At 69.9% G+C, this 16860-nt stretch carries 16 protein-coding genes; 9 read left to right on the forward strand and 7 right to left on the reverse strand.

What is annotated here, in order from left to right; all coding sequences use genetic code 11:
- Positions 1-36 precede the first annotated feature (36 nt).
- The 5 genes from WMF34_RS47410 (at position 37) to WMF34_RS47430 (ending at position 5784) form a co-directional block, all read left to right on the forward strand.
- Complete coding sequence (locus tag WMF34_RS47410; RefSeq protein WP_437991960.1) at positions 37-1809, forward strand: sensor histidine kinase; 1773 nt, start codon at positions 37-39, stop codon at positions 1807-1809.
- A 191-nt stretch (positions 1810-2000) separates the two neighbouring features.
- Positions 2001-2951, forward strand: a complete 951-nt coding sequence (locus WMF34_RS47415) for a diacylglycerol/lipid kinase family protein (RefSeq protein WP_437991961.1) — start codon at positions 2001-2003, stop codon at positions 2949-2951.
- A gap of 6 nt (positions 2952-2957) precedes the next feature.
- A complete protein-coding gene (locus WMF34_RS47420) occupies positions 2958-3767 on the forward strand; it encodes a metallophosphoesterase family protein (RefSeq protein WP_437991962.1) in 810 nt (269 codons plus the stop codon).
- Between the two features lie 53 nt (positions 3768-3820).
- A complete protein-coding gene (locus tag WMF34_RS47425; protein ID WP_437991963.1) occupies positions 3821-4090 on the forward strand; it encodes a hypothetical protein in 270 nt (89 codons plus the stop codon).
- 374 nt (positions 4091-4464) lie between these two features.
- Entirely contained in the window at positions 4465-5784 is a 1320-nt protein-coding gene (locus WMF34_RS47430) for a DNRLRE domain-containing protein (RefSeq protein WP_437991964.1), read from the forward strand.
- A gap of 147 nt (positions 5785-5931) precedes the next feature.
- Here WMF34_RS47430 and xylB read toward each other — a convergent pair whose 3' ends face one another.
- The 7 genes from xylB to WMF34_RS47465 form a co-directional block, all read right to left on the reverse strand.
- Entirely contained in the window at positions 5932-7488 is a 1557-nt protein-coding gene (xylB, locus tag WMF34_RS47435) for a xylulokinase (RefSeq protein WP_012241904.1), read from the reverse strand.
- A 102-nt stretch (positions 7489-7590) separates the two neighbouring features.
- Positions 7591-8601, reverse strand: coding sequence for a zinc-dependent alcohol dehydrogenase family protein (locus tag WMF34_RS47440; protein WP_012241905.1), 1011 nt, complete (start codon positions 8599-8601; stop codon positions 7591-7593).
- 151 nt (positions 8602-8752) lie between these two features.
- Complete coding sequence (locus WMF34_RS47445; protein WP_437991965.1) at positions 8753-9751, reverse strand: hypothetical protein; 999 nt, start codon at positions 9749-9751, stop codon at positions 8753-8755.
- Between the two features lie 113 nt (positions 9752-9864).
- Complete coding sequence (locus WMF34_RS47450; RefSeq protein WP_437991966.1) at positions 9865-10530, reverse strand: LON peptidase substrate-binding domain-containing protein; 666 nt, start codon at positions 10528-10530, stop codon at positions 9865-9867.
- A 121-nt stretch (positions 10531-10651) separates the two neighbouring features.
- On the reverse strand, positions 10652-11338 hold the full coding sequence (locus WMF34_RS47455) for an SDR family NAD(P)-dependent oxidoreductase (RefSeq protein WP_012241908.1): 687 nt from the start codon (positions 11336-11338) through the stop codon (positions 10652-10654).
- Entirely contained in the window at positions 11335-11910 is a 576-nt protein-coding gene (folE, locus tag WMF34_RS47460) for a GTP cyclohydrolase I (protein ID WP_012241909.1), read from the reverse strand. The genes WMF34_RS47455 and folE overlap by 4 nt, the downstream gene beginning before the upstream one ends.
- A gap of 11 nt (positions 11911-11921) precedes the next feature.
- A complete protein-coding gene (locus WMF34_RS47465) occupies positions 11922-12371 on the reverse strand; it encodes a DUF2203 domain-containing protein (RefSeq protein WP_012241910.1) in 450 nt (149 codons plus the stop codon).
- Between the two features lie 297 nt (positions 12372-12668).
- On the opposite strand from WMF34_RS47465, the gene WMF34_RS47470 reads away from it, so the two are divergent.
- The 4 genes from WMF34_RS47470 (at position 12669) to WMF34_RS47485 (ending at position 16752) form a co-directional block, all read left to right on the forward strand.
- The gene (locus tag WMF34_RS47470) at positions 12669-13514 is read left to right on the forward strand and encodes an ABC transporter permease (RefSeq protein WP_012241911.1); all 846 of its coding nucleotides are present in this window, start codon (positions 12669-12671) and stop codon (positions 13512-13514) included.
- A gap of 65 nt (positions 13515-13579) precedes the next feature.
- Positions 13580-14674, forward strand: a complete 1095-nt coding sequence (locus WMF34_RS47475) for a polyamine ABC transporter substrate-binding protein (RefSeq protein ID WP_437991967.1) — start codon at positions 13580-13582, stop codon at positions 14672-14674.
- Between the two features lie 13 nt (positions 14675-14687).
- Positions 14688-15566: an ABC transporter permease gene (locus WMF34_RS47480; protein ID WP_012241913.1), complete on the forward strand. Its 879-nt coding sequence runs from the start codon at positions 14688-14690 to the stop codon at positions 15564-15566.
- A gap of 100 nt (positions 15567-15666) precedes the next feature.
- Positions 15667-16752 (forward strand): ABC transporter ATP-binding protein, encoded by a 1086-nt coding sequence (locus WMF34_RS47485; protein WP_012241914.1) that lies wholly within the window; start codon positions 15667-15669, stop codon positions 16750-16752.
- Positions 16753-16860 lie beyond the last annotated feature (108 nt).

Here is a 16860-nt window from a genome sequence, read left to right on the forward strand (position 1 = left end):
GCTAAGGTCGTGGGGCACCCTGTGTCCACGAGGTCCATGGAGAACACGGATTCGCGTCAAGAAACAGCGGAGCTCTCCGAAGCGGCCTCGCCCGCGGCGGCAGAGCCCGCTGCGGCGCCCCTGCAGCGCGGCGAGGCGGAGGCCGCGCGGCTCGATCAGGAGCGCCCTGCGCCGCACGATTCCTCCGCGGACCGCGCGCTGGTCGACGCCTTCTTCCAGGCCACGACCGCGGGGCTGGCGGTGATCGACCGCGATCTCCGCGTGGTGCGGCTCAACCAGGCGCTGGCGGACATCAACGGGATCCCCCTCGAGGGGCACCTCGGCAGGACGATCCCCGAGCTTCTCCCGGAGATGAGCGACGCGATCGTCGCCAATCTCCGGCGCGTCCTGGAGACGGGCGAGGCGTTCACCGCCGAGGTGACGGGGACGACGCGGGCGTCGGAGCGACCGCGCTCCTGGCTGGTCAATTACGCGCCTGTGCGGGCGAACGGCGGGCCCGTCATGGGCGTGGGGACGATCGTCCTCGACATCACCGAGCGCAAGCAGACGGAGGACAGGCTCCAGGAAGAAGGGGAGACGCTCGAGCTGCTCAATCGCGCTGGCAAGCAGCTCGCCGCCGAGCTGGATCTGGAGAAGCTCGTGCAGGCGGTGACCGACGCGGCCACCCGCCTGAGCGGCGCCCAGTTCGGCGCGTTCTTTTACAATGTCACGAACGCCGAGGGGAAGAGCTACATGCTCTACACCATCTCTGGCGTGCCCCGAGAGCGCTTCTCCGGGTTCGCGATGCCGCGCAACACGGACGTGTTCGCGCCGACCTTCAACGGAGAGGGCGTGGTGCGGCTCGATGATGTCACGAAGGACCCGCGCTACGGGAACAACGCCCCTTACCGCGGGATGCCGAAGGGCCACTTGCCTGTCGTCAGCTACCTTGCCGTGCCGGTGGTCTCCCGTTCGGGGCATGTCATCGGCGGGCTGTTCTTCGGGCACTCCGAGCGGGGTGTCTTCACCGAGCGGGCGGAGAAGCTGGTGGTCGGCCTCGCGGCTCAGGCCGCCATCGCGATGGATAACGCGCACCTGTTCCGGAAGGCGCAGCAGCTCATCCAGGCGCTCGAGCGGAGCAACAACGAGCTCGACCGCTTCGCCTACGTGGCGAGCCACGACCTGAAGGCGCCGCTCCGCGCCATCGCGAACCTCTCGCAGTGGATCGAGGACGATCTCGTGGACAAGGCGACGCCGGAGACGCGCCGGTACATGGATCTCCTCCGCTCGCGCGTGGTCCGGCTGGAGGCGCTCATCGACGGGATCCTGCGCTACTCGCGCGCTGGACGCCTCCGCGACAAGCCCGAGATCGTGGATGTCCAGAAGCTCCTCGAGGACGTCGTCGCCCTGCTCACGGTCCCTGCGGGCGCGTCGATCGAGGTCGCGATCGGCATGCCGACGCTCCTCGCCGAGCGGATCCCGCTGGAGCAGGTGTTCCTGAACCTGATCGGCAATGCGCTGAAGTATGCCGAGCGCCCCGACGCGCGCGTCGATGTGCGGGGGCGGGCGCTGGGCGATCTCTGGGAGTTCTCGGTGAAGGACAACGGGCCCGGGATCGACCCGCGATACCACGGGAAGGTATGGGAGATCTTCCAGACCCTGAATGCGCGCGACAACATCGAGGGGACGGGCATCGGGCTCGCGATCGTCCAGAAGATCGTGCTCAGCAAGGGGGGGCGCGCGTGGGTCGAGTCCGAGCAGGGCGCCGGCGCCACGTTCTTCTTCACCTGGCCTCGGATGGAGACGGACGGCGGGCTCGGCATGCGCTGAGGAGCGGGGGCTCTGGCGTGGGCGCGCGGCCCGAGGCGAGCGTGGCAATCCGCCACGCTCCGCGCCGCCTGACGGAGCCGGAGCGTCGCGGCCGCTCGCCGCGGGGCGGTGGCGCGCGATCTGCTTTCTCGCTGTCGGGTGGGCATGGGCCCTTGCCCCATGCCGGGAGAGCGACGGTGAAGCATCGATCCATGGCGGTCCTCCTGAACTGCTCCTCGCGGTCGAACCGCGCGGCGGCGCAGCGCGCGCGGCTCGGGGAGCTCCTGAAAGAGAGCGGCCTCGCCGCGGAGGTGCTGTGCGCCGAGAAGGGACAGCAGCTCGGGGAGCTCGCCCGCCGTGTGGCGCGGGGGCCTTGCGACCTCGTCGTGGCCGGCGGCGGCGACGGGACGGTGAACACCGTCGCTGCCGCGATCGCCGGCACGGACAAGACGATGGGCGTCCTTCCGCTCGGCACGGTGAACCATTTCGCGAAGCACCTCGGCGTTCCGCTGGCGCTCGAGGGCGCCGTGCGCACGCTCGTCGAGGGGCGGCGCGTCCGGGTCGATGTCGGCGAGGTCAACGGCCGGGTCTTCGTGAACAACTCGACGCTGGGGATCTATCCGGGCATCGTGCGCGCCCGCGAGGCGCTCCGGAAGCGGCGTGGGCTCAACAAGTGGATAGCCCTGGCGCTCTCGACCGTCTCCGGGATCCGGCGGCACGAGCGCGTCCGTCTCCGGCTCGTCCTGGATGGGCAGGAGGTCGAGCTGGAGACGCCGTTCGTGTTCGTCGCGAACAACGATTTCAAGCTTGGCGACATGGACATCGGCCGCCAGCGCCCGCCGTGCTCGGGTGAGCTCGGCGTCTGCGTGGCGCACGCGGAGAGCCGCCTCTCCACGCTCAAGCTCATCGCCAGCGCCGTCGTCGGGCGCATTCATCAATCGAACGATTTCAGTATCCTGCGAACGACGGAGCTCCGGGTGGAGGCGCCCCACCGCCGCCTCCACGTGGCCGCGGACGGTGAGGTCCTCAGGATGGCGCCGCCGCTGTGTTATCGCGTGCGGCCTGCAGCGCTGCGCGTCATCGTGCCGCTGTCGTCCGAGCTCCGCTCGGGCTCGCGGCGGCAGGAGGACCCATTTCGCCCGGTCGCGGCGCTGGAGGGGTGAGGCGCCGTGCGCACGCTCGTGCACCTGTCGGATCTGCACTTCGGCCGCGTCGACAAGGCCATCCTCCGCCCGCTGATCGACAGGATAGGGGGGCTCGATCCGCACGTGGTCGTGATCTCCGGCGATCTGACCCAGCGGGCGCGCGACGCCGAATTCGCCGAGGCGCGCGCCTTCCTCGACGCGCTGCCCTCGCCGCGGATCGTGGTGCCTGGCAACCACGATGTCCCGCTCTACAACCTGTTCGACCGGTTCTTCCGCCCGCTCGACAGGTACCGGAGCCACATCACGGACGACCTCTCGCCGTTCCACCTCGACGCGGAGATCGCCGTCCTGGGCATCAACACCGCGCGCTCGCTGACCATCAAGGACGGGCGCATCAACGCGCGGCAGGTCGAGGGGATCAAGGCGAGGATGTGCGATCTAGGGCCCGAGATCACGAAGATCGTGGTCACGCACCACCCGTTCGATCTGCCGGAGAACTCGCCGCATGCGATCGTCGGGCGCGCGAGGCAGGCGATGGCGGCGATCGCGGGCTGCGGCGTCGACGTCATCCTGTCCGGCCACCTGCACATGAGCCACACGGGGCACTCCGCGGAGCGCTTCGACGCGGGCGGCCACTCCTCGCTGATCGTCCAGGCCGGGACCGCGACCTCCACGCGCGGCCGGGGCGAGCAGAACGCCTTCAATGTGATCCGCGTCGATGGAAGGAAGATCCATATCGAGCGGTATTTCTGGCAGCCGGAAGACGGACTCTTCGGGATCGCGAGCACCGAGCATTTCGAGGAGACGTCGCGCGGCTGGGTGCGGGCGGCGTAGGCAAAAGAGAGTCTTCTCCGTGCGCCTTTGCGCGCGGCGGCCACGCCGCTCGCTTGACCTACCTGGCGCGGGCCGGGCGCTACTGGGGGCAGTCCGGGATCAAGAAGACGCTCCTTGTGCTCCCGAAGGGCTATCGCACCGGCAAGCCGATCCCTGTCGTGATGGGCATGCAGCGCGACGCCACGCGGCTGCGCGCGCTCGGCGCCGAGGTCTTCCACAAGCCCTACGCCGAGCAGCAACAGCACTCCTTCTCGCCGGACTTCGACACCGCGCTCCCGATCTGGATTCGCTACATCCTCGGCACGGGCCCGAGGCCCCGGTAGCCCGCGACCCGCCAGGTGCGTCCCGTTCGCGGTCGCGCACGAGAACTACGCGCGCTGCGATCCGACAGACACGTTGTGCGTGGTGCCGACTCGATCCGTGCGCTCACGATGCGAAATGGGCGATCTCTGGAGAATGCGCGCCGTCTCGTTCTTCGCGAGATGGGTGGAAATGAGCTTTCCAAGCTGATCGGGGCCGCCGTTCGTGCTGGGTGCGGGTTGCAGTGCGAGCGCGGGAGCGCTGCACGATCGATTGACAGCGCCCGGACCGCCAGCAAGATTCCTCTCGGACGGATGAACATCGGGAACGGTCGAGAACGCGTGATGGCGTCGCGCGCGCCGGCCGAGCGTTTGGTGGTCTGAGGGGAGGTCAAATCATGAGAACGCTCACGGTGGCCCGGCTGGTCATCTCCGCGCTCTTGCCGGCGGCCTGCGCGCAACCGACCGAGAACGGCGCGCGCGAGGAGAGCGGGGAGGAGCGGTCAGCGATCGTCGGCGCCGACGCCCGGGCGGACAACACGCGCACGGCGGTGGTGTCCCTCGACGGAGGCTGCAGCGGCACCATCGTTCGCCGGAGCGCCGATGGCGACAAGGTCTACGTGCTCACCGCCGCGCACTGCTGCTTGTCCCCTCCCAAGAAGGTTCTGATCGGCCCCGACTTCTTGGAGCCGTCGAGGACGCTTGATGTCGATGATGATTCGGCCAGGCTTCACCCCTGTTACAACGTGTTCAACCACGACTATGATGTCTGTGTCGTGACTGCCAGCGGCGCGGGCGATCTCGATGTCACGCCGATCCCACTTGCGTCGGCGCCGGATGATGTGACGGTCGGAAGCGCAGTGACCGTCGTGGGGTACGGCGGCACCCCGGCGCAGAACTCCATTCGCCGGAGGGTCGAAGCGCGCGTGAGCGAGGTCGAGCCGCTCACGATCGTGATCGATCAGACGAACGCACAAGGCGGCGTGTGCTACGGCGACAGCGGCGGTCCAGCGCTGATCCAGCAGAATGGCGTCGAGGTCGTGGCGGGCGTGAGCTCATTCGTCGCCAGATCCAATTTTTGCGACGCCTCGGGTGCGCTCGCGCGCGTGGCCTTTGCTGGCGTCCGCAACGAGTTCCTGGAGAAGGTGCTCGCGGGCGAGGCATCCACGCTCGAGCACCGCCTGATCATGCGCGGCGGCGTTACTCCCGGCCAGGTCCGCGATACGTACATCGCGAGCGACCAGCCCGATCAGAGCTTTGGCGAGCGCGTCGATCTCCTCGTGGGGACGCCGCGTGGCACCGATGCGGTCCGCCGCGCCCTGCTCCGCTTCGATCTCTCCTCGGTCCCCCGGCGGGCGACGCTCCTCACGGCTCGCGTCGGGCTGGGGGTGGCGAGCACGAGCGGGCCGGGAGCGATCTCCGTGCACCGCGTGCTGAGGGACTGGGACGAGAGCGAATCCTGGGCTTCCTTCGCAGGGGATTGGTTTGATCCCATTCCGGTCGCCGTCACCGGCAACGTGAAGGCCATTGTAAAGGAGGGTGGCCTCCTCTCGTTCGACGTGACCAGGCTCGTCCTGGATTGGCTTCGCGGCAAGACGGAGAATTACGGCATCCTGCTCCGCTCGGACGACCGCGAGCAGATCCGGCTCTTCGCCAGCGATCTCCCATCGAGTCTGCGACCGTGGATGCGACTCTGTTATCTGCCGAAGGCGCCTTGATCCCGCGTCGTCTGAGCTCGTCCCAGGCTCCGCGCCCGCGGCAGACGCCCGGAGAGGGGTTCTCCGCGCGGAGAACACCCTCTCCGGGCGCCGGGCGACCCGGCAAGCCCTCACGCCCACCGTGGCCGCCCGGATCCTGTCACTCCATCACGCCAGCCTGCCGAGCTCCCGGAACCGCCCGCGCAGGTCGTTGTAGAGCCCCCGGTACACCGCGTGGATCTCCCGGTACCGCGCCGAGCGCGCCGCGTCCGGCGCGACCCGGGACACGACATGGACGAACGCGTCCGCCGCCTCCTCGACCGACGAGAACAGCCCCGCGCCCGCCGCGCCGAGCAGCGCCGCGCCGTAGGCCGGGCCCTCGGTCGACGTCGTGATCGCCACCGGCGCCTCGAAGACGTCGGCCATCAGCTGGCGCCAGAACGGGCTCCGCGCGCCGCCGCCGGTCAGGCGGATCTCGTCGATCGAGACCGCCGCCGCGCCGTTCGTCTGCCCCACGCCGCGCATCAGATCCAGCGAGTCCGCGAGCCCGAACGTGATGCCCTCCAGCACCGCGCGCGAGAGATCGGCCTTCGTCGTGCGGGCGCTCAGCCCCACGAACGCGCCGCGCGCCGCCGCGTCGTTGTGCGGCGTGCGCTCGCCCATCAGGTACGGCAGGAAGACGACGCCGCCCGCGCCCGGGCGCGCCGTCGACGCCGTGTCCGAGATGATCTCGTACGGATCGACCTTGCGGAGCTCGGCCGCCATGCGCTCCCCGTCGCCGAGGACGTCGCGGTACCAGCGGAGCGCGCCGCCGGCGGCGAGCATCACCCCCATCAGGTAGAAGCGGCCCGGGACCGCGTGGCAGAAGCTGTGGAGCCGCATCTCGGGCTCCACGATCCACGAGTCGGTGTGCGCCAGGATCACGCCGCTCGTGCCGACCGACGCCATCGCCCGGCCGGGGCGCACGATGCCGAGCCCCACCGCGCCCGCCGCGTTGTCCGCGGCGCCCCGCACGACGGGGATGCCCGCCGGCAGCCCCGTCGCGGCCGCGACCTCGGCCGTCAGCTGGCCGAGCGGCGCGTTCGACGGCGCAGACCGCGGGAACACCGCGCGCGGGACGCCGACCGCCGAGAGGAGCTCGGCGCTGAACGAGCGATCCCCGGGCGAGAACGCCAGCGTGCCGCTCGCGTCGCTGTCGTCCGTCCCGAGCTCGCCCGTCAGCTTCAAGCCCACGAAATCCTTCGGCATGAGCACCGCGCGGACGCGGGCGAACGCCTCGGGCTCGTTCGCCCGCAGCCAGAGCAGCTTCGGCAGCGTGAACCCCTCGAGCGCGCGGTTGCCGACAAGGCGCGCCAGCCCCGCGTCGCCGACCTTCGGGTTCGCGCGGATGGCCTCACACTCGGCCGTGGTGCGCGTGTCGCACCACAGGATCGCAGGCCGGATGACCGCCTGCGCCTCGTCCAGCAAGACCGCCGAGTGCATCTGCCCCGTCAGCCCGATCGCGCGCACGTCGTCGCGGCGCGGGCCGAGGGCGCGGGCGAGCTCGCCGAGGGCGCTCAGCGCCGCCGCGGCGAAGTCCTCGGGATCCTGCTCGGCCCACCCCGCGTGCGGCGTGGAGAGCGGGTATTCGCGGTGCGCCGACGCGACCGCCGCGCCGCGCTCCGTTTCGACTGCGATGGCCTTGAGGCCGCTGGTCCCGACGTCGATTCCGATCACGATGGCCATGGAAAGCGTCCTTTTTGCAGTTTCGTCTACTTCGGTGATCTTCGTAACGACTCTTAACTAATCGAGAAAATCGTAAGCTTTGTAAGCGCGCAGGCCGCGCGGCTAGAACACGACCTGGAGCTTCATGGGCGCGGTGCCCCTCTTCATCATCTCGAGGCCGCGCGGGAGCTCCTCGACCGGCATCGCCTCGGAGAGGAGCTTCCTCACGTCGATCGCGCCCCGCTCCATCAGCTTGAATGCCCGGTCGTACGTCCGCCTGATCGCGAAGCTGCCGATGATCTCGAGATCGCGCCGGTAGATCTCGAACGGCGAGATCTCGACCTTGTCCTGCGGCCCACACACGCCGAACACGAGGTACCGGCCGCCGTTCTTGACGTACTGGACCGAGTCGCCGAGCACCCGGGCGATGCCCGTCGCGTCGATGACGACGTCGAAGCCGTAGGGCGCGATCTTCTTGAGCTTCGCCTGGAGCGCGTTGTCGGCGAGCACCACCTCGGTCGCGCCGTGCTGGCGGGCGAGGTCGAGCTTCGACTCGACGACGTCGACGACGGTGACCGCGGCGGCGCCGTTCGCGAGGCTCGCCTGGAGGTGGAGCTGGCCGATCGGGCCGGCGCCGAGGACGAGGACCTCCGAGCCGATCTCGATGCGCGCGCGATCCTGCCCGAAGACGACGCACGCGAGCGGCTCGCAGAAGGCGGCCTCGCTGAACGAGACGCGCTCGAAGCGATAACAGTTCTTCGCGGGGACCCGGACGAGCTCGGCGAAGCCGCCGTCGCGCGTCACGCCCACCGCGTTCCACTTCAGGCAGTGGTTCTGCCGGTTGATCATGCAGAAGTGGCACTCTTCGCAGGTCACCGTCGGGTCGACCATCACCCGATCGCCGGGCCGGAGGCCCTCGACCTCGTCGCCCACCGCCGCCACCTCGCCGGCGAGCTCGTGCCCGGGGATCAGCGGGAAGGTCGGGAAGAAATCGCCCTCCCAGATGTGCACGTCGGTGCCGCAGATGCCGCACGCCTTCGCGCGGACGAGGACGTCGCGCGGGCCGATCTGCGGCGGAGCGACGTCGTGGCGAACGGCGATCTTCTTCACGGCTTCGAGCACGGCAGCCTTCATGCGAGACCCTCCTTGGGAAGGTCGCATAAGCGGGCCAGCGCCGCGCGTCGAGGGTCGAGGGCCGCCGGCCGCGCCCGCGCCGCCTCGCGGCGCCGGGGACCACCCCGCGCGGCGTCGCACGACGTCGCGCAGGGCGGCCTGACGCGGGATGTCAGGACTTCGTGGCCGGCTTGGACGGGGAGATCGTGCGCCAGAGGAACGCGTAGACGTCCATCAGATCGCGCGGGGCGAGGCCGCGCTCGCGCAGGCGCCGCTCGAGCTCGCGCGCCAGCGCTTGCATCCGGGCATACCCCTCGGCGCTCGGCGCGCGATCGTAGGCGAGATCGAAGCCGAGCACGGCGGCCTGCTTCTCGTAGAAGGAGGGCTTCACGAAGACGTGCTCGCCCGGGTAGACGAGCGCGCCGAGGATCGTGACGAGCGGCCACGTGACGACCTTGGCCGCGGCGAGCACGCCGGCCAGCCGGTCGAAGCGCGCGGCGTAGTCGCCCGCGCCATAGAGGAGATCCACGACCGCCTCGGCGTAGGCGCGGTGGTGCTCGGCCGGCATCTTGTTGAAGGGGATGAGATCGCCGAGGGGGTGCAGGAGGCCCGTCGCGGCCTTGTGGACCTTGGTGATCCGCTCCATGAAATCGTTCAGGTTGCCCGCCGCGAGCAGCGCCTCGAGCTCGCCCTTGGCGAGGAGCGCGCGCGCGGTCTCGATGGCGCCCTGCTTGAAGGCCTTGCTCTTCTTCTTCCCCCCGCTCGCCGGGCCCTCGGCCCCCTCGCCCCCGGCGGCGCCTCGTTCCTCGGCGATGAACTGCGGACCCCCGAACCCACCCTCGAACTGCGACTCGAAGCTCGCGACCTGCTCGTCGAAGCTCGTGACCGGCGGCGCGACGACGCGGGCGCGCTGCTTCTTGGCGGCGGCCGACGGCCGGTCACGGAGACCGCGGATCCTGGCCTCGAGCGCGCTCGCCTCGTCGTCGCCGAGCTGCACCGGCTCGAGCTTCGACCAGAAAGCCTTGGCGATGGAGTGATTGAGGCCATCCTCGAAATCGTAGAAGCGCTTTTCGTCGCGCTCCTCGACGAGGTATCCGAGTCCCCATTGGGGACACCCCGGGTGCTTGACGATGATCGGGGCCGAGGGTTCCGTTGAACGAGAGGTCGCCATAGGCGGCGCAGCCTACTCGATCTTGGGACGACCGCATCCGCCCCGGAGCCCCTTCTGGACCCGTGTTCAGGTGCGCCGCGCGGGCCCATGCGGGCAGGCCGGCGCTTCGGGTCTCAGTTGACGTCGCGCGCCGCCGAGGCGAGCGCGAGCTGCTGGAGCGCGAGCGCCTCGGTCACGCGGCGCACCCGCGCGACGACGTCGAGGGTCTCCAGCACCGCCTGCCGCTCCCGCGCGTCGAGGATGAGGTGGTGGGCGCAGAGATCCGCGACGAGCGACGTGGCCGCGTCGCGCGGCAGCCGGAACTCGAAATTGCTGTCCCTATCGCGGACGAGCGCCGCGAACGAGGCCGCGGTGGAGATGAGCGCGGCGTGATCCTGGGCCGGGACCTCCCCGGGCTCGTCCTCGAGGACCGTCGCCGCGGCCGTGCGGTACGGCGGCACGAACGGGCGCTCCGCCAGGCGGACCCGGGCGCGGCCCCGCAGCATGATGTTGTAGCGGCCCCCGGGCAGCTCGGCGTGATCGATGATCTCGCCGGCGCCGGCCACCTGCGCGATGGCCGGGTGGCCGTGCGCGTCGAGCGCGCGGGGGTCCGTGATGAGGACGACGGAGAGGATGCGGTGCGTCCCGAGGGCGTCGCGCACGAGCGCCCGGTAGCGCGGCTCGAAGATGTGGAGCGGCAGCAGGGCGCCGGGGAAGAGCACCGTCTGCGGCAGCGGGAACAGCGGCAGCTCGGGCAATGCCGCACTGAGGTCGCCCGGGCGCGGAGGCGTCGTGTCCACGGGCCGCAGGGTAGCACGCGGGGGGGTTGGGTGTGGCGGCGCCACGCACATCCACATCGGGCTCGGCAGTCCGCCGTCCCCTTCGCGTCGCGCGTTCCGCGGAGGCGAGCGCGGCGCGCCGTCAGCCGAACATCTCGATGGCCGAGCCGGTGACGGCGTCGGGGGCGTCGAGCGCGGCGTACACGAGGAGCCGCGCCACCTCGTCGGCGCTCATCTGCGGGGGGAACCCGCTCCCGACGAGCATGTCGGTGTCGACCGAGCCGGGGAGCACGGCGACGGACTGGAGCCCCGTCCCGCGCAGCTCCTCGGCCAGGCTCTTCGAGAGGCCGATGAGGCCCCACTTGGACGCGGCGTACGAGGCGTTGCCCGGGCACGCGAGGGTCGAGGAGATGCTGCCGACGTGGACGAGGCGGCCGCGCCCCTGCTTCAGCATGGCCGGGAGGAACGCGCGCGAGATGAGGAAGGGGCCGCGGAGGTTGACCGCGATCACCTCGTCCCAGGCGGCGGGCGCGGTCTCGTGGACCTTCGCGCCGCGGCTCACGATGCCGGCGTTGTTCACGACGACGCGGGGCGCGCCGAGCCACGCCACCACCTCGGCGGAGGCGCGCGCCACCTGCTCCTCGGAGGCGACGTCGCAGGGGACCGGGAGCGCGGCGACGTCGAGGCGGCGGACCTCGTCGGTGACCTCGTCGAGGCGCGGGCTCGGCGGGCCGAGCAGCGCGATGGAGAGGCCGCGGCGCGCGAGCGCGAGCGCCGTCGCCCGGCCGATCCCGCGGCTCGGCCCGGTGACGACCGCGACGTCGGTCACGCCCTCCCCCCGGAGAGCGCGGCGAGGGCGAGATCGCGCTCGGGGCCTGGCTCGGCGAGCTCGCCGGCGGCGGCGACGGTCTCGATGAGTGCGCCCGCCTTGCGCTCGCCGCGGGCGATGAGGCACGTGTGCGTCAGCGTGAGCTTGCACAGCGCGCCGCGCGCGCCGAGCTCGCGGACCAGGAGCTCGACGAGCTGCCCGCCGATGCGCTCCTGCAGCGTCAGCCGCCGCGCGAGCGCGTCGAGGACGTGCGCGAGCGTCCCGATGCCGGCGACCCGCGCGCCCGGCAGGTAGACGATGATGCCCGTGCCGTGCCCCGGCAGCAGGTGGTGCGGGCACATCGTGGTCACGGCGAGGTCGCGGGCGACGACGAGGCCGCGCTCGAAGGGGCCTGTCTCCATGGCGCCCTCGCGGAGCACCGCGGCCGCGTCGATGGCCTCGCCCTCGATCAGGTCGTCGGCCCACGCGTCGGCGACCCGCTCGCCCGTGCCCGCGAGGTCCCCCTCGACGTCGCGCCCGAGGGCGCGGAGGAACTCCTCGATGGCCCACGCCGCTCTCTTCCGATCGATCACTGGGGGCCTCGTCAGTTGAGCAGCTGCCGGCGCCTCTCGGCGGTGATCGGCTTGCGCCCGGCGTAGCCGGCCTCGAGCCCGTGGTAGTGCTCCACGGCCGGCTCGCCGTAGCGCCAGCAGAGCCAGACGAGGGCGCCGTCGAGGCGCCCGTAGAAGTCGCAGAGGCCGATCCGCTGGTCCTTCACGACGACCCCGAGCTCCTCGATCTCCTGCCACCCGGACTCGTACGCGGCGATCTTCTCCGAGAGCTCGCGCTCCCGGGCCCGCGCCAGCTCGCTGCCGTTGCGCGCCATCTCGATGAGCTGATCGGGCGTCGCGGCCGGGCTCTGCACGGCCTGCACGAGCTCCTGCCAGCAGCGCTCGACGTCGCTCGCCAGGGCGAGCTGCCGGCCGATCATCGACGAGAGCCGCGGGACGAGCGCGTTCGCCTCTTCGATCGTCCAGATGCGGGAGGTGCTCACGGGACCTCACCTGAAGGGCGTCGCGACGACCCGGTCATGCAGGGCCGGTAAGCGGAGGAGAGTGCGGTGTCAAGGGCTTCTACGGAAGGAGCCGCCGCGCGCGCAGCATGCGGCGGGCGCGCGCTCGGTCGGGCGTGCGGGCGTGCGGCCGGTGCAGGCGCGCCCTCGCGAACGACAGCCAGCGTGGCCGCGATCACCTGCGTCGCGCCCTTCCTCTCCACTCGGCAATGTGTTGCGCGCGGCGTTCTGCAAGCGATAAGCTCGCGCGGCGATCCTGTCGGATTGCGAGGCCGCCGCATGCGACTCCGGACGATGTCGGGCATCAAGCTGTCGAATTGGCTCCTTGGCGGCTGGAGCGGGCTCGTCCTCCTCTACCTGTATCTGCCGATCCTGCTCCTCGTCGCCTACTCGTTCAACGACTCGCGGATGAGCGTGGTGTGGGAGGGGTTCACCTTCAAATGGTATCGGCAGCTCTTCGATGAGCTCGTCGCCCACCTGGGCGACGAGCGGCGGTCGCCGCTCATCGAGTCGCTGAGCAACAGCGTGATCATCGCCGCGATCACGACGGCGTTCTCGGTCGCCCTCGGCACGGCGGGCGCCTTCCTGCTCTACCGGTACAGGTTCCCCGCGCTCCGGTCGATCACGACGCTGATCTTCATTCCGATGATCATCCCGGAGATCATCATGGGGATCAGCCTGCTCATCTTCTTCAAGACGGTGGAGCTCGATCTCGGCTTCACGACGGTCATCATCTCGCACGTCACCTTCTGTTTCCCGTTCGTGCTGATCGCCGTCCAGGCGCGGCTCGCGGGGCTCGATCCGTCGCTCGAGGAGGCCGCCCTGGACCTCGGGGCGACGCCGCTCAAGGCGTTCTTCCTGATCATGGTGCCTTACCTTCTGCCCGCGATCATCTCCGGTGCGCTGATGTCGTTCACGCTGTCGATGGACGAGCTCATCGTCACCTACTTCACCCGCGGGCCCAAGTCCGAGACCTTGCCGATCAAGGTGTTCGGCATGGCGAAGGTCGGTCTGAACCCGATGCTGAACACGATCTCGACGGTGTTCATCGCAGCGACTGCGATGCTCGTCGTGGTCGCCGAGTCGCTGAAGGGCACCGCGAGGCGGCTCCCCGACGAGGGCTGAAGGGGAGCGGCGCGCGGCGCGAACGCGGGGGCCTGCGCCGGCGCAGGCGAGACAAGGAAAGGCCAATGAAACGCATCTCAGCGCTCTTGATACTGATGTTCGTCCCGCTCCTCTGCCTCCTCGGCTGCGGGAAGAAGGAGAGCCCGGCGCCGCAGCAGGCGGCCGCCTCGGGGAGCGCCCCGGCGCCCGAGCCGAAGCCCGGCGACGAGCTCAACCTCTTCGGGTGGTCCGAGTACGTCCCGCAGGAGGTCCTGGACGGTTTCACGAAGGAGACGGGGATCAAGGTCAACTACGAGACCTTCGCCTCGAACGAGGAGATGCTGTCGAAGCTCCTCGCGGGGAGCACCCGGTACGACCTCATCCAGCCGTCGGAGTACGCGGTAGAGGCGCTCATCCGGCAGAAGAAGCTGCAGCTGCTCGATCAAGCGCGCATCCCGAACCTGAAGAACATCGCGCCCGCGTTCAGGAACCAGCCGCACGACCCGGAGCTCAAGTACTCGGTCCCGTGGATGGGCACCGTCGTGGGCATCGTCGTCAACACCCAGAAGGTGAAGGAGCCCGTGAAGGGCTTCAAGGACGTGTTCCAGCCGAAGTACAAGGGGCGCATCGTGGCCCTGAACGACAACCGGGAGATGGTCTCCTGGGTCATGGTGACGATGGGGATGAACCCCAACGACGTCACGCCCGAGAACCTCGCGAAGGTCAAGCCGACCCTGGCGGAGTGGATCAAGCTCGTGAAGGTGTTCGACTCCGACAGCCCGAAGACGGCGCTGCTCAACGGCGACGTCGACATCGGCGTCGTCTGGAGCGGGGAGGCGGCCCTGCTCTACCAGGAGGACAAGGACAAGTTCCAGTTCGTCCTGCCGCAGGAGGGGACGCACAAGGCGATCGACAGCCTGGTGATCCCCGACAGCGCCCAGAACAAGATCGGCGCGGAGATGTTCATGAACTACATCCTCCGCCCCGAGGTCAGCAAGATCATCTCGGACAAGTTCCCCTACACGAACCCGAACGCGGAGGCGCGCAAGCTGCTCACGCCGGAGCAGCTCGCGAACCCGGCGAGCTACCCGCCGCTCGCGGGGATGGAGACGTTCCACGACATCGGCAAGGTGGCCGCGGACGTGGACAAGCTGGTGACCGACCTCAAGGCGTCGCAGTGAGCGGCGGGGCGTCATGAACACGGCCACCGGGCAGGTCGTCGAGCTCCAGGGCGCCCGGCGGAGGCCGGGCGTCCGCGGGTGGCTGCTGCTCGCCCCGCTCCTGCTCTGGCTCTTCGCCTTCGTCGTGGCGCCCACCGCGATCATGCTCGTCTACAGCTTCTGCGAGCGGGACGAGCTCGGGCAGGTGGTCTTCGAGCTCTCGCTGTCGAGCTACGCCCGGGTCTTCGACCCGACCTACCTCAAGATCCTGTTGAGCTCGATCAAGTACGCCGCCATCACCACGGTGATCTGCCTCGTCGCGGGCTATCCGGTGGCGTACTTCATCGGGCGGGCGAGGGAGGGCGTCCGGAACCGGCTGCTCATGCTGGTGATGGTGCCGTTCTGGACGAGCTTCCTCATCCGGACCTATGCGTGGATGTCGATCCTCAAGTCGGAGGGACTCCTCAACGGGCTCCTCCTCTACCTGCGGATCATCTCGACCCCCCTCGACATCATGTACACGCCGACGGCGGTGGTCATCGGCCTCGTCTACTCGTATTTGCCGTTCATGATCCTGCCCATCTACGGGAGCGTCGAGAAGCTCGACAACGCCCTGATCGAGGCGGCGTTCGATCTCGGCGCGGGGCCCGTGTCCGCGTTCTCGCACGTCATCGTCCCGCTCACCCGCCCGGGCATCCTCGCGGGCGTCCTGCTCGTGTTCATCCCGGCGCTCGGGATGTTCGCGATCACGGATCTCATGGGGGGATCGCGCGTGCCGATGATCGGCAACGTCATCCAGAACCAGTTCGGTCAGGCGCGCGACTGGCCCTTCGGCGCCGCGCTCGGCATGGCGCTCCTGCTCCTGTTCTCGCTCTTCTTCCTGCTCGGCCTGCGCAAGGAGCCGGAGGCCTGATGCGGCGCCGTCGCGCGGGGTGGCCCAGCGCCGCTCGTCTCCGCCTCGTTCGCCTCTTCCGCCTCCCCCGCGCGCTCTGCCGGCCCTCCGAGGTGAATCGATGGATGTGATGGTCGAGCTCCGCGCGGTCACCAAGCGATTCGGCGCCTTCCACGCCGTGAGCGAGGTCGACCTCCAGATCAGGGCGGGCGAGTTCATCACCCTCCTCGGCCCCTCGGGGTGCGGCAAGACGACGCTGCTCCGGATGATCTCGGGCTTCGAGACGCCGTCGAGCGGCGCCGTCTTGCTGGAGGGGAAGGACGTCACGCACGAGCCGCCGTACCGCCGGGACGTGAACCAGGTGTTCCAGAGCTACGCGCTGTTCCCTCACATGACGGTGCAGGAGAACATCGGCTTCGGGCTGCGGATGAAGAAGGTGCCCCGGGCGGAGATCGACGAGCGGGTCCGGGCCGCGGTCGCGATGGTGTCGCTCGGGGGCATGGAGCAGCGCAAGCCGTCGCAGCTGTCCGGCGGGCAGCGACAGCGGGTCGCGCTCGCGCGGGCCATCGTGTGCCGCCCGAAGGTCCTGCTGCTCGACGAGCCCCTCTCGGCGCTGGACGCGAAGCTCCGGCACGCCATGCAGGTGGAGCTCAAGGAGCTGCAGAAGAAGCTGGGGATCACCTTCGTGTTCGTGACCCACGACCAGGAAGAGGCGCTCACCATGAGCGACCGCATCGCCGTGATCAACAAGGGCCGGATCGAGCAGCTCGGCGACGCATCGCAGATCTACCACCGCCCCAAGACGACGTTCGTCGCGAGCTTCATCGGCCAGGCCAACATCCTCCGCGCGACCGTCCTCTCGCGGAGCGGCGAGCGGGCGCGGGTCCAGCTCGACGGGGGGCTCGAGCTCCTCGTCAACGCCGAGCACCTGGCGGGCGGGACCGGGAGCACCCTTGTCTCCATCCGGCCGGAGAAGATCGCGCTCCGCAAGGAGCCGCAGGGGGCGCCGGAGAACCGCTTCGAGGCGCGCGTCGAGGACGAGCTGTTCAAGGGCGCCACCGACCAGCTGCGCCTCCGGACCGACGCCGGCCTCGTGCTCACGGCGGTGGTCGCCAACGAGAGCTCCGGCCAGGCGGCGCTTCACGTCGGAGACCGGGTGTTCTGCCACCTCCACCCCGACGACATCGTGATCGTCCACGAGGGGTGATCCTCGCCGGTCGGCCGTCGCGCCCGTGTGGCGCCGGGGCGTCGTGAACCGCCGTTCTCAGCCGGACGCGGCCGCGTGGAAGTCGGCCTCGAACAAGGCGTACTCTGC

It is taken from the genome of Sorangium sp. So ce145, assembly GCF_051525985.1.
GTDB lineage: Bacteria > Myxococcota_A > Polyangia > Polyangiales > Polyangiaceae > Sorangium > Sorangium cellulosum_B.